11 protein-coding genes and 1 tRNA gene are annotated in these 13,393 nt (G+C 50.2%); 10 read left to right on the top strand and 2 right to left on the bottom strand.

Annotation, left to right across the window (positions count from 1 at the left end):
* The first annotated feature begins 139 nt into the window (after positions 1-139).
* From ICL55_RS30010 to ICL55_RS29995, 4 genes are all read left to right on the top strand, one after another.
* Positions 140-466 (top strand): hypothetical protein, encoded by a 327-nt coding sequence (locus ICL55_RS30010; RefSeq protein WP_188104680.1) that lies wholly within the window; start codon positions 140-142, stop codon positions 464-466.
* A gap of 49 nt (positions 467-515) precedes the next feature.
* On the top strand, positions 516-833 hold the full coding sequence (locus ICL55_RS30005) for a hypothetical protein (protein WP_188104678.1): 318 nt from the start codon (positions 516-518) through the stop codon (positions 831-833).
* 109 nt (positions 834-942) lie between these two features.
* Complete coding sequence (locus tag ICL55_RS30000; protein WP_188104676.1) at positions 943-2,862, top strand: menaquinone biosynthesis decarboxylase; 1,920 nt, start codon at positions 943-945, stop codon at positions 2,860-2,862.
* Entirely contained in the window at positions 2,834-3,325 is a 492-nt protein-coding gene (locus ICL55_RS29995) for a hypothetical protein (protein ID WP_188104674.1), read from the top strand. Before ICL55_RS30000 ends, ICL55_RS29995 begins: the two co-directional genes overlap by 29 nt.
* A gap of 74 nt (positions 3,326-3,399) precedes the next feature.
* Here the strand turns inward: ICL55_RS29995 and ICL55_RS29990 are convergent, their stop codons facing one another.
* Positions 3,400-4,983 carry a peptide chain release factor 3 gene (locus ICL55_RS29990; protein WP_188104672.1) on the bottom strand — a complete coding sequence of 528 codons (1,584 nt, stop codon included), beginning with the start codon at positions 4,981-4,983 and terminating at the stop codon, positions 3,400-3,402.
* A gap of 102 nt (positions 4,984-5,085) precedes the next feature.
* Between ICL55_RS29990 and ICL55_RS29985 the strand changes: the two genes are divergently transcribed.
* The 5 genes from ICL55_RS29985 (at position 5,086) to ICL55_RS29965 (ending at position 10,799) form a co-directional block, all read left to right on the top strand.
* Positions 5,086-6,339 carry an ABC transporter permease gene (locus ICL55_RS29985; protein WP_188104670.1) on the top strand — a complete coding sequence of 418 codons (1,254 nt, stop codon included), beginning with the start codon at positions 5,086-5,088 and terminating at the stop codon, positions 6,337-6,339.
* A gap of 24 nt (positions 6,340-6,363) precedes the next feature.
* Positions 6,364-6,663: a hypothetical protein gene (locus ICL55_RS29980; protein ID WP_188104668.1), complete on the top strand. Its 300-nt coding sequence runs from the start codon at positions 6,364-6,366 to the stop codon at positions 6,661-6,663.
* Positions 6,664-6,727: 64 nt separating this feature from the next.
* A complete protein-coding gene (gene tsaD / locus ICL55_RS29975) occupies positions 6,728-7,732 on the top strand; it encodes a tRNA (adenosine(37)-N6)-threonylcarbamoyltransferase complex transferase subunit TsaD (RefSeq protein ID WP_188104666.1) in 1,005 nt (334 codons plus the stop codon).
* A 210-nt stretch (positions 7,733-7,942) separates the two neighbouring features.
* Complete coding sequence (locus ICL55_RS29970) at positions 7,943-10,069, top strand: alpha-L-fucosidase (protein ID WP_188104664.1); 2,127 nt, start codon at positions 7,943-7,945, stop codon at positions 10,067-10,069.
* A gap of 64 nt (positions 10,070-10,133) precedes the next feature.
* Positions 10,134-10,799 (top strand): tRNA1(Val) (adenine(37)-N6)-methyltransferase, encoded by a 666-nt coding sequence (locus tag ICL55_RS29965; protein ID WP_188104662.1) that lies wholly within the window; start codon positions 10,134-10,136, stop codon positions 10,797-10,799.
* Here the strand turns inward: ICL55_RS29965 and ICL55_RS29960 are convergent.
* Entirely contained in the window at positions 10,794-12,005 is a 1,212-nt protein-coding gene (locus ICL55_RS29960) for an NAD(P)-dependent oxidoreductase (RefSeq protein ID WP_188104659.1), read from the bottom strand. The two genes, ICL55_RS29965 and ICL55_RS29960, sit on opposite strands and share 6 nt — an antisense overlap.
* 140 nt (positions 12,006-12,145) lie before the next feature.
* On the opposite strand from ICL55_RS29960, the gene ICL55_RS29955 reads away from it, so the two are divergent.
* Positions 12,146-12,232, top strand: a tRNA-Leu gene (locus tag ICL55_RS29955).
* Positions 12,233-13,393: the final 1,161 nt, after the last annotated feature.

Below are 13,393 nucleotides of genomic sequence, written 5' to 3'. Positions count from 1 at the left end.
TGTTTAAACAGGTAAAGAATCGCAAACGCCAGCTTAAAGTAGCTGCAGCATGGTTCACAAATCGCGGAGAGAGTAATGAAACGCTAAACCGTAAAATAAGCTGGTCTGCATTCTCCTGTAAAGGTCAAATCGAAGTGTCATGAAGAAACTACTATATGCAGCGACCGTGGTAATGTTGGCAGGAACGATGACGCTTTCTGCGCAACACCGCCCACCGGCTCCGCCGTTTCCGCCGCCGCCGCCACGGCATCTTCCGCATCCGCCGTTGCCTCCAAGGCCGCCAAGACCGCCGAGGCCTCCGTTTCCGCCGCATCATGTACACCGGCCACCAAGGCCACCGATGCCGCCTCACCGGAGACACTATAAAAAACACAAACATTATAAACACAGATACAGGTACAGCTATGCCGGATATCCTGGCGCCCAATATGCCTCTAATTCCGTCGTTACACTGTATAGCTTGTAGTACACCGCAACATTTATTTACCAACCGATCTTAACAAAAACCGAGAAACATGAAAAAAGTACTGCTGATGATGCTGCTCCTGGGAGGTACCGTAGCGACCACCTACGCCCAGAGAGGCTGGGACCGCGGAAGAGGCTGGGGCCACGGCCACGAAAAACATTACGACAAATGGGAACGTAAACACTGGAGAGACAGGGATTGCCGCCGATGGGATGATGACGACTGCTACCGCCCGAGAAGAAGGGTAGTATACGCTGAACCGGCCTATTATCCGGTACCAGTGCCTGTTCCGCCACCGCCGCCAAGACCTTATTACGCACCACGGCCCAGAGCTGTGTTCCATGCTGGCGTTACCATCGTCAATTGATAACTGAGATCAGATAAATGAGATGCCTCCCGGTATTATTCCGGGGGGCATTTTTTATTGCGGCGCCGTATGTTTACTTTTGTTGACTGGTTTATTAGATAATTTAACAATGGCATATAAAAATCTCAGGCATTTTATAGAGAAGCTGGAACAGGAAGGCGAATTAGCGCGCATCAGCACTTATGTGGACCCTAAGCTCGAAATAGCGGAAATCACCGACAGGGTCAGTAAAATGCCCGGTGGGGGTAAGGCCCTGCTGTTTGAAAATACCGGTTATGATTTTCCGGTACTGATCAACTCCATGGGCAGCTACAAACGCATGTGCATGGCGTTGGGCGTACAGGAGCTCGACGATGTGGCCCGTGAAATAGAAGACCTGTTTAAGATGCTGTCCAAGCCTAAAGAGAGCATCCTCGATAAACTGGCCATGCTCCCTAAACTGGGGCAATTTGCCTCCTGGATGCCTAAGGTCGTTAGCGGCAAAGGCGCCTGCCAGGAAGTAATGATGGCCAGCCCGGACCTCAGCAAACTGCCGGTACTAACCTGCTGGCCCAAAGATGGAGGGCCGTTTATCACCCTCCCCGTGATCCATACCAAAGATCCGGTTACCGGCAGCCGCAACGTAGGCATGTACCGCATGCAGGTGTTTGAGAAAGACATGACCGGTATGCACTGGCATAAACATAAAGTTTCCGCCAAACACTTCATGGAGTACAAAAAACTGAACAAACGTATGCCCGTGGCCGTAGTGCTGGGCGGCGATCCCGTTTATACCTACTCCGCCACCGCACCGCTTCCGGAAAATGTGGACGAATACATGCTGGCCGGTTTCCTCCGCAAGAAAAAAGTGGAACTGGTAAAATGTATCACCCAGCCGGAGATTGAAGTGCCTGCTGATGCTGATTTCGTGATAGAAGGATATGTAGACCCCGGAGAAGAACTGATCTGGGAAGGTCCTTTCGGTGACCATACCGGCTACTACTCGCTGGCCGACTGGTACCCCCGCTTCCATGTGACGGCGATCACCCACCGCAAAGATGCCGTATATCCGTCAACGATAGTAGGCATTCCTCCGCAGGAAGACGCCTGGATCGGCAAAGCTACCGAACGTATTTTCCTGGCGCCCATCAAAATGACGCTGGTGCCGGAAATCATTAATATGGAAATGCCGGTGGAAGGCGTGTTCCATAACCTCGTGATCTCACAGATCAAAAAAGACTATGCCGGGCAGGCACAGAAAGTGATGAATGCCATGTGGGGCGCCGGTCAGATGATGTTTAACAAGATACTGGTGGTAAGCGATGAAGGAGAAAGCATCACCGACTATAAGAAACTGGCGCAGTACGTGTTCCGCAACCTCAATCCGGCTACAGACATTTATCTGAGCCAGGGCCCTATGGACGTGCTGGACCATTCCTGCTCCAAAATGGGTTTCGGTGGCAAGATGTGTATCGATGGTACCCGGAAGTATGAAGAAGAAACCGACAATGCTTATCAGCAGGTGCCCGCGCCGAAGTCGCTGGACGCCGCGCCCATTATGCAACAATTCCCTGAGATAAAAGGTATCAACAGCAGCCTGCTGGCGATGGATATCCCCTGTATCCTGGTGTCTGTGCAAAAGAACCGTCCTTTCCATGTGCGGGAGCTGAATGAACAGCTGTATACCCTGCCGGTGCTGGCGGGTATTAAGATGGTGCTGTATGTGGAGCATACTGTAGACGTGACCGATCTTGCATCTGCTTTGTGGCGTTTCTGTAATAACATGGACCCTAAACGTGACAGCTTTGTGATCCGTAAGCCCGCTGAAAACGGCCGCTATATTGGCGCCATCGGTATGGACGGCACGCTGAAGACCAGGCTGCTGGATAACTTTGAGCGGGACTGGCCCAATATCATTGTGGCAGACGACGATACCATCCGTAAAGTGGACGCCCTCTGGAAAGACCTGCAGATAGGGCCTTTCGTGGCTTCTCCATCTCTTAAATACAAACATCAGATCTATGGCGAAGAAGCTGTGGTGGAGCAATAGCATGGTGCTGTTGTTCCTGCTGGCAGGCAGCCTTTCCGCTGCCGCGCAGGTACGTCCTGCTGATTTCAGGATGCTCGACAAACTGGCCGGCACCTGGAGGATGAAAACCAAGCTGGGGGCTGTGGTGGAGACCTGGTCACGTACCAATGACTCTACCTGGACGGGCAGGACCTGGCGTGTAGCCGGTCCCGATAGTACGCTGCAGCAGTCCGTGGAGCTGGTGCGCCGCGGCAACGAGATTTTTTTTATTCCTGTATATGAAGGCCGTACGGCTACCACGCCTATCCGGCTGAAGCTGCGGGTACTGAAAGAGATCGGCTTCGTAGCGGAAGACCTGCAGAATGATTTTCCGCGGAAGGTGATGTACCGCTTTAAAGACGCCGAACACCTGGACGCTAAGGTGGAGGGTAAGCGGGACGGCACAATAGAAGAATATATTTTCCCTTATCAGCGGGCAGAGTGAAGGTAACGATCTGGCATAAACGAAAAAAGCGAAGCACCGGAAGTGCTTCGCTTTTTTCGTTTATGCTGTTGCAGTTATTTATGAATTTCAGAAGTGAAGTTGAACTGTATGTCCGGGTTGTTGGTCCTTTCGGTGTTGAGGTACCATTCGGACTGTGCCAGGTATACGAGGTGACCGTCTTTGTCTTCCACGATATTGGCGGATTTGAAGCGGATGAATTCCTCGATTTTGTCTTTAGGGCCGGTGATCCAGCAGGCTTTGTAGAAAGGCAGTGAGTTGAACTGGGCGGCGGCGCCATATTCCTGCAGGAGGCGGTATTGGATTACCTCGAACTGGAGATCGCCTACGCAGCCGATGATTTTGCGGTTGCCGCCATGCTGGGTAAACAGCTGGGCCACACCTTCATCTGTCAACTGGCGGATACCTTTTTCGAGCTGTTTGGTCTTCATCGGATCTTTGTTGACCAACTCCTTGAACAGTTCAGGAGAGAAGCTGGGGATACCGGTGATGAAGAAGTTTTCGCCTTCGGTGAGGGTGTCGCCGATTTTGAAGTTGCCGGTATCGAACAGGCCTACCACGTCGCCGGGGAAGGCATCGTCCACGATATTTTTTTCACGGGCCAGGAAGCTGTACGGGTTGCTGAAGCGCACATCTTTATCGAGGCGAACGTGATGATAGAATTTGTTTCTTTCGAATTTACCGGAGCATACGCGCAGGAAGGCGATGCGGTCGCGGTGGCGGGGGTCGAGGTTGGCGTGGATTTTAAAGACGAAGCCACTGAATTTATCTTCATGCACGTCGATTTCGCGGGAGCTGGCTTCACGGTTGCGCGGTGTGGGGGCGATTTCCACGAAGGTATCGAGCAGGTCTTTCACGCCGAAGTTGTTGACCGCACTGCCGAAGAACACAGGTGCGAGTTTGCCTTGCAGGTATTCTTCTTTATCGAAGGTATCGTATACGCCTTCGATCAGTTCCACGTCGCCACGCAGCTGTTCTGCGTCCTTTGTGTCGAAGTGTTCGTCCACGAACTTACTGGAGAGGTCGGGGAGTGCCACCACGTCTTCGTCGGTCGCTTTTTTATTGGGCTGGAAGGCAACGAAGCTTTTGTCGTACAGGTTGTACACCCCTTTGAAGTCCTTGCCCATATTGATTGGCCAGCTGAGCGGTCTTACGCGGATGTTCAGTTTTTCTTCCAGTTCATCGAGCAGGTCGAAGGGGTACTTACCGTCGCGGTCCATTTTATTGACGAAGATGATCACGGGCGTGTCGCGCATGCGGCATACTTCCATGAGTCTTTCTGTTTGTTCTTCCACGCCTTTTACGCAGTCGATCACCAGTACCACGCTGTCTACTGCGGTGAGGGTGCGGTAGGTGTCTTCCGCAAAGTCCTTGTGACCGGGGGTATCGAGGAGGTTGACCAGGATATCACGGTATTCAAAGGTCATAACCGAAGTAGCTACGGAGATACCTCTTTGCCGTTCGATTTCCATGAAGTCGGAAGTGGTGTGCTTCTTAATTTTATTGGATTTCACCGCGCCGGCTGTCTGGATGGCGCCGCCGAACAGGAGGAATTTCTCTGTAAGCGTGGTTTTACCGGCATCCGGGTGGGCGATGATAGCAAAGGATTTTCTTTTATTTATTTCGTTAACGTACTTCATATAGAACCAAAAAATGGCTGCAAAGGTAACTAATTTTTTTTTCCGGCTATATTTCGTGTTTATTGGCGAGGCGCGTGCGTATAAATCCGTTAAATTTGGAATATGATAGCTACCCTTAAAATATTATTGACCAGTTTGAAGATGGCTGTAGATGAGCTGCGGGTGAATAAGCTGCGTACTTTTTTATCGCTGTTGGGCATCACCATCGGCATTTTCTGCATTATTACGGTTTTTACGCTCACGAACAGCCTGGAAAGGAATGTCCGGAGCGATCTGGCCGCACTGGGAGATGATGTTATTTACGTCCAGAAATGGCCGTGGGGTGGTAACGGGGAGTATCCCTGGTGGAAATATATGAACCGGCCGGTGCCGGAGTATAAAGATTTCCGGACGATTCAGGACAAGGTGCAGAGTGCCAGTTATGCGGCCTTCAATTTCGAGGCTTCCTCCAAAAAGGTGGAGTATGGCGATGACTATATGGAAGGGGTGACGATGATGGCTGTCAGCAATGATTTTGACAAGATCCAGCAGATGCAGATCGTGCAGGGGCGTTTCTTTGCCAATACAGAAAGTAATAGCGGCACCAATGTGGCCATTTTGGGGGCTACTGTATGGGATGGGCTTTTCAGTTCACCGGAGCAGGCGCTGGGTAAGAGTGTCCGGATTATGGGGCGGGAAGTAAAGATCATTGGGTTGCTGAAGAAAAAGGGGGAGAGTATGATAGGCGGTTCCAATTTCGATAATGCGATTGTGTTGCCTTACCGCTTTGGGCGTACCCTGGTAGACGAGCGGCGTTATGCTGATCCATACATACAGGTAAAAGCTAAGCCCAACGTGTCGATGAGCCAGCTGAAAGATGAGCTGCGGGGCACTCTGCGGGCATCGCACCGGCTGAAGCCCAAGGAGGAGGACGATTTTGCCCTGAATGAGATCAGTTCCGCCAGCGAAAGTCTGAACTCTATCTTTGGCGCCATCAATGTGGGCGGCTTTTTCATTGCCATTTTCGCGTTGATCGTAGGAGCGTTCGGGATTGCCAATATTATGTTTGTAACGGTGAAAGAGCGGACCAGTATTATTGGTTTGAAGAAAGCCATCGGGGCCAGAAGGGGTATTATTTTGGCGGAATTTCTCATGGAAGCCGTTGTTTTATGTCTGATTGGGGGATCTTTAGGGTTGGTGCTGGTATATCTCTGTACAGTTGTCATAAATTTGATCAGTACCTTCCAGATGTACCTGTCTCTGAGTAATGTAATCCTGGGGCTGTCTATTTCTGTGGTGGTAGGTATCCTGGCGGGCTTTATACCGGCATATTTTGCCAGCAAACTGGACCCGGTAGTGGCTATCAGGAGCAATTAATGATCATCCCTCAAATAATCTGGTATGAAAACAGTGTCCCTATGCGCGGTTCTGTTTATATTTGCAGCGTGCAAGACGTCGCCGCCGGCCAGTAGTTGTCGGTATTCCGGTGTGGTAAAGGATTTGAGCGGTATTGACGGGTGCGGGCTGGTGATTGAAATGAAGGATGGCACCACTCTGTTACCGGCCGAGTTTGCCGTACCGGGGTTTACCCTGAAAGCGGGGCAAACGGTGAAATTTGACTTCATGGAGCTGAAAGACCGGGTTTCCACCTGTATGGGTGGCCGGATAGTGCGGATAGAGTGCATTGAAGAGACGAAATAATGGATAGTAAGTATATGCAAAGAGGCGGGAGTATTCCCGCCTTTTTTGTTTATTTTTGCCGCTTATGTCAGTGAAAATACTTGCGATAGAATCTTCCTGTGATGATACCGGTGCAGCGGTGCTGGAAGATGGAAAGGTCCTGTCCAACCATATAGCGAATCAGAAGATACACGAACAATACGGCGGCGTGATCCCGGAGCTGGCCTCCCGTGCGCATCAGGAGAACATTGTGCCGGTAGTGGACATTGCCCTGCGGACGGCGGGCGTGAAGCCGGAGGAGCTGAGTGCCATTGCCTTTACACAGTCGCCGGGTCTGATAGGCTCTTTGCTGGTAGGCAGTTGTTTTGCCAAATCCATGGCCATGGCCCTCAATAAGCCATTGATCGGGGTGCATCATATGCAGGCGCACGTATTGGCCAATTTCATTGACGATCCGAAACCTGATTTTCCTTTTCTCTGTCTGACTGTTTCCGGCGGGCATACGCAGATTGTGTTGTGTGAAAGTCCGCTGAGCATGCGGGTGATCGGCGAAACGCTGGACGATGCCGCTGGTGAAGCTTTTGACAAGAGTGCGAAGTTATTGGGGCTGCCTTATCCCGGAGGCCCGTTGATCGATAAATATGCCCAAACGGGCGACCCTGGCCGGTTCAAATTTCCTGAGCCGCGTATTCCCGAGCTGAACTTCAGTTTCAGCGGCCTGAAGACGGCCATTCTCTATTTCTTACAGGAAAACCAGCGACAGGACCCGGCTTTCATTGAAAAGAACCTGCCGGATATCTGTGCTTCCATTCAACAGCGTATTATCAGCATCCTGCTCAATAAAGTCTTGAAAGCAACCCAGGAAACGGGCATCCGTGACGTGGCCATTGCCGGCGGTGTTAGTGCCAACAGCGGCCTTCGGAAAGCCTTGCAGGAGTACGGCGAAAAATACGGCTGGCGCACTTTTATTCCAAAATTCGAATACTGTACCGATAATGCCGGTATGATCGCCATTGCTGCGTATTACAAGTACCTGGCCGGTGCCTTTACCGCGCTGGACGCAGTACCCACTGCAAGGGCGGCATTTTAGCATCCGATGTCCGTTGACCGGATATGCCTGGCCAGCATGCATAATGCTGGCGGAAGCGGCCGTGCAGTAGCAGGGCACGATGTTTATTTACCACTATAAAAAGAGAAGATGGTATCCCTTTATGTAAGTTAAACGATTTAGCTTTAGACCAGTGTGTGAGCAGAAAACGCGAAAAAGTAAAAAAGGAAACAGCAAGTACACGTTAGTTATATGAAGAAGATCAGTATTTTTTTGTGGGCATTATCCCTGACTGTTGCCGGTTATGCGCAGGACACTACCTTACAGCATAGCTGGAAGAACCAGAAATATTCCATGTTTATTCACTGGGGCGCGATTTATTCCACGCTGGGAGGCGTATGGGAGGGTAAACCGGTAACCCGTGGGTACAGTGAACAGATACAATCGCATGCCGGTATTTACAGCGATGTATACGGTGATGTGGCCAAACGTTTTAACCCTACACAGTGGAATGCTGATTCCATTGTACTGCTGGCGAAAGCGGCGGGCATGAAATCAGTGGTGATGACATCCAAACATCATGATGGTTTTTGTATGTTTCATTCCCGTTATACCGACTATAATGTGGTAGATGCCACGCCTTTCCACCGCGATGTGCTGAAGGAGCTGGCAGAAGCCTGTCATCGGCATGGACTGAAGTTTGGATTATATTTTTCGTTGATAGACTGGCATTTTCCGCAGGCATATCCTATCTCCAGCAGTAACAGTGATCCGATTACGCCGGAGCATCATCAATTCAATAAAAAGCAGGTGACAGAGCTGATGACCGATTATGGTCCGGTGTCTGAAATCTGGTTTGATATGGGCTCTCTGACAGCGGACCAGAGCCGGGAGCTGGCGGATATTGTGCACCGGTTGCAACCTGGCTGTATGGTGAGTGGCCGTTTGGGCAACGATGCCGGGGATTTTTGCGTGATGGGCGACAATCAGTATCCTGATTATAAGATAGCTGCTGCCTGGCAAACGCCGGCCTCTGTATATGATGAAACGTGGGGGTACCGTTCCTGGCAGCAGCATGGCCCTGCCGCAGAAAAGGCACATGAGAAACTGGTAGGCCTGATCAAGGTGGTGAGCCGTGGCGGTAACTATCTGCTGAATATCGGGCCACGTGGCGACGGTTCTGTGGTGGATTTTGAAAGAGACGTGCTGCTGCGTAACGGCCAGTGGCTGGAACGTAATGGTGAAGCTATTTACGGCGCGCAGGCCAATCCTTTTGACACCACTTTCGCCTGGGGAGAAGTAACAACCAAACCTGGTAAGCTGTATCTGCACCTGCTGCAGACGCCTGCCGGCGGAACTATCGTGCTGCCCGGGCTGACCAGCCCTGTAACGCAGGTGCAGTTGCTGGACGGCAACAGAAAGTTGTCCTGCAAAGTTACTGTGCGTGACGGCGCCACCACTATCCAGCTGCCCGCAGGCTTTCAATTAGCTGATCCATCCGTGCAGGTGCTGGCGCTGAGTTGTAAAGGCGATGTGCGTATTACGCCATTGCATTTGCTGAAGAATCCGGCCGTGCTGAACAGGCATAATGCGATTCCCTTGTATAGTTTTTCCGGTGTCGATTATGACAGTTACTACCGCAGTCAGGTGGGGGATCGCTGGGCCTTTACCAGCGTACGTCCGGCGCGTATGAGCGTAGTATACAGCGCGGCAGAGCGGGGCAAGACCCTGCAGCTGACGCTTAACGGAGTAGCACAGGAAGTGGTATTGAACGGTGGCACCGTAAAAACGCTCCATAACCAGGCAGCGCAGCTGCAGTGGGGACCGATGTATTATTCCGGCCCTTATTGGTCGGGTATTAATGGCACACATGGAGACCTGAAAAATATTGATCTGAGCAAGCCATTGTCGGCCAAAGCGGGCAAGCCGTGGGCGTTGCGTGCCGACTGGAAAAATGACACGGTGTACACGATGCCTGGTGACCGGAACCTTGGATGGTATGTATTGCAGGAAATCACCGCGCCTGCCGCCGGCGACTATCTGGTAGGGTTCACCAGTGGCGACGGGATTGCCGTATATTTGAACGGTGAAGAGCAGGTGGTGTATAACAATCCGGAGCGGGGCGGTACACAGCAGGAAGTGTTGCTGTTGCCCCTGAAAGCCGGAAAAAACCAGCTGGTAGTGAAGTTTTACAGCCGTTTTGCCAAAACATCGACGTGGGGTATTCATCGTCAGGTGCCGCAGGAGATGTATGTGCAGCCGCTGCCGCAGCAGTTGACCGGCAGTAGCCGTGAGCAGGCAGTAGAGGTGAGGCAGGCGAAGCCGGTGTCAGTACACCGTAACCTGCGGATGCCGAATTTATCAATTGTGATGGAGTAATAACAGCATGGGGAATAGCTATTTCCGATTTAAACAATTTAACATAGACCAGGAGCACTGCGCCATGAAGGTGTGTACAGATGCCTGTATACAAGGCGCTTTCACGGCGCAGTACCTGGCTTCCGGTAGCCTAACGGTATCGGCTATACTGGATATTGGCGCCGGCACGGGGCTGTTGAGTCTGATGGTAGCGCAGCAGATAGCCGTTCCCGTTACCGCGGTGGAGCTGGACCCGGGCGCCGCCATGCAGGCGGCGGCCAACTTTCAGGCATCGCCGTGGGCCGACCGGCTGATGGTAACGCAGCAGGATATACGAAAAATGACCGCAGGCGGGCCCTTTGATTTTATCATTACCAATCCGCCTTTTTATGAAACGGCCTTAAAGAGCGGTCACGCGCAGAAGGACCAGGCCATGCATGCCACCAATCTGGGGTATGAAGAGCTGTTGGCCGCGATAGACCGGCAGTTGGCGCCGGGAGGGGAGTGTTCTGTATTGCTGCCTTATGTGCAGTTTGAGCTGTTCCGCGAGCTGGCATCAGCAAAAGGCTATCATCTCCGTAAAGTATTACTGGTAAAACAAAGTGTCAGACACGGATATTTCCGTGCAGTAGGCATTTTCAGCAGGGCAGCCGGAGATACCCATACTACAGAGCTGTCTGTTTATGATGAAAATAACCGTTACACACCAGCCTTTGAAAATCTGTTAAGGCCCTACTATCTGAAGTTATAGCGGGTGCACATAATCATCTAAATAAGCAAAATGATGCGTGAGCAGGCCGTTGGCCGCGATGGTGGCATTTTCAATCATGGTGCTGCGGGACTTCAATAATTCTTCAAACACATATTTCATGATCTGGTCGCCGAAATACTGGGAAGCATCCCTGGGCAGTTCGTTGGGCAGGTTGCTGACGCACATCATGTCTACCGTATCCGGGAGATAGGGGGCTGTTTGTTCCATTGTTTCCCTAATGACGCCGTACACAGGGTCTTCGATGGTACTGTCGCCCAGATTGCAGGGAACGGAGCCGTTAGTATCGTCCGTAATATCTGCGATCACTTTGATGCGGAAGTTTTCCTTTTTGAGGTCCGCTGCATTAAACAGGGGAGGGATGTTGTGGTCCCAGTAGATGCCGTTCATCAGGACATCGCTGACGGTCACATATGGCAGGAAGCGGCATTCGTAGGCTTCCGGATGTGCGTGAAAATCGGCCCTGCTGTAGGTTTTATCATTTTTCCGCAGGTACAGTTCACCCGCTTTCAGTTGCGTATAAACGGGGTAGGCATATTGGTTGACCAGATACTCTTCCGGCGGGATGTATTTGATGCCCAGTAGTCCCATGATCTCCAGAACGCCTGCTGCCACGCGGCCGGAGCCGGTGACCACAATTTTCATCGGTGGCAGTTTCACTCCGAAATAGTGGGTAATCAGTTCCTGAAAATCGTGGCAGGTGTGTACCGGTTTGAAGGCAAAGGAGCCCGTTTTCCTGCCGAGTGCCAGCAGTCCGTTGTGCGCGCCTACCACGCCGGCGAAGAAGCCGAAGCCGAGGATGCGCTGTCCGTCGGGATGTACGAGGCATTCATAATCGATCAGGGTGATGTTTTTCTCCAGGATTACCTGCAGCATATGCCGGTTGTGCGGCTGTTTTTTCTTGGTATGGCTAAAGAAAAGGTAGGTCTTGCCTGCGAGGAGATATTCCGGGGGCACTTCCTTGATGCCAAGCAGCAGTTCACAATGGCTGAGGTTTTCCTCCAGCGGGATGCCCGCTTTGCGGTATTCCTCGTCGCGGAAGCAGCGGTGCGGGGACGGTTGTACCAGTATCTGCACCTGAGGGTAGTGTTCCATGATCCACTGGCATTGCCGGGGCGTAAAGGCCACGCGGTTGTCGTGTGGTTGTTTTTCTTCCCGGATGAGCCCTATACAAATCCTTTTTTCCATCTTTGAATTTACTGTAATTTTTAATGCCGTTGTAACCGGGAGGCTTACACGAATATTTTTTTGAAAATATATTTTGCGGATTAATAAAAGTTTTTCTACATTTGCATCCCGCTTGACGCGGAAAGGTCTTGAAAAAGATTGCCCAGATGGCGGAATTGGTAGACGCGCTAGACTCAAAATCTTGTTTCGGCAACGGAGTGCAGGTTCGATTCCTGTTCTGGGCACCAGAAACTACCAAAAAGAAAAGGCTCTCGAAAGAGGGCCTTTTTTGTTTTCCTATGATTTGCAAATAGCTATAGGTATTTTTCACGGAGGGCGAAAAATATATGAAATTCCGTTTATGCTTTCACACTGGCCCGGTAGCCATTAGGTTTGTCTTCATTGTCTCCACAACATGAGCATGTTGTTAGTATTATCGAAGGGTTATTGATTTCCTTTAGCTCGTTTATTTTTTAGTATCGTTCAAATAGAGAATGCCGCAATGCCGGTAAGGAGGAGGCTGGCAGGGTAGTAGCTATCAGAGAAAATGCCGAAGCCCGTCAAGCTATTTCCGGATATCTATTTCAACTTGTTGGGTTCATAGAACGCCAGGGTGATGTGAGCCGTGGGTATATTCCTTTGCGACTGTTGCAGAGCGTTGGTCGATCATCACCGTGTTTCCGGATTGAAATGATATGTCCGGCGTCTAAACACACGAAGGTAAAGGTTGCGAATAATCATGTCTGATTGGAATAACGCTTTTGCTTCCGGTACAGGGCTGAAAAAACAAAGGCAAGCAGGGCAAATATCTTATCATGTGAAAGTGTACTGATAACTATAATGAAATTTGCGGGAATCAAAAGATTGTAGATACATCAGAAAGTTGAGGTGAATGTTTATCACTTTAAATAAAGTTTCCGATGATGTGTTTAAAACTCTTTGTTGACAAGCGTTTGGCGGAGATGTTATTGGTTACATAAATTTAATCAAGGTAGAATTTAAAAAAAAGAGTTGTGTTTATTGCATTTATAAAAGTAATGCTGTAATTTCCATTTGTGATCGCAAAATGTTGAAGCGATTTGCATGTTAGTTAATCAAGACTATTTTAAAAAATAGACCAGCTTTTAGAGAAGAGAAGTATCAGTCTGTTGTTATCCTTAATTGTATCAGTAGTTAATCTTAAACCCGGTAAATGAACTCAAGATCAATCATAATTAGTAAGCGGTTAGGTTAATCCCCTTACAATTTTAATTTGCGTTTTTTCATATTACTATTAACCTGAAATAAAGGACTATAAAAGTAGCCCTATTACACATTTATTGTTATGGAAACGAAGAAACCTATTTATGCGGCTGGGGTAGGGTTGACCCATGATGACCCGGTATGTTTGTTAAAGAATGGCATAGTGG

Source organism: Chitinophaga varians (assembly GCF_014529945.1).
GTDB lineage: Bacteria > Bacteroidota > Bacteroidia > Chitinophagales > Chitinophagaceae > Chitinophaga > Chitinophaga varians.
This window is presented reverse-complemented; position numbering and strand designations above follow the sequence as displayed.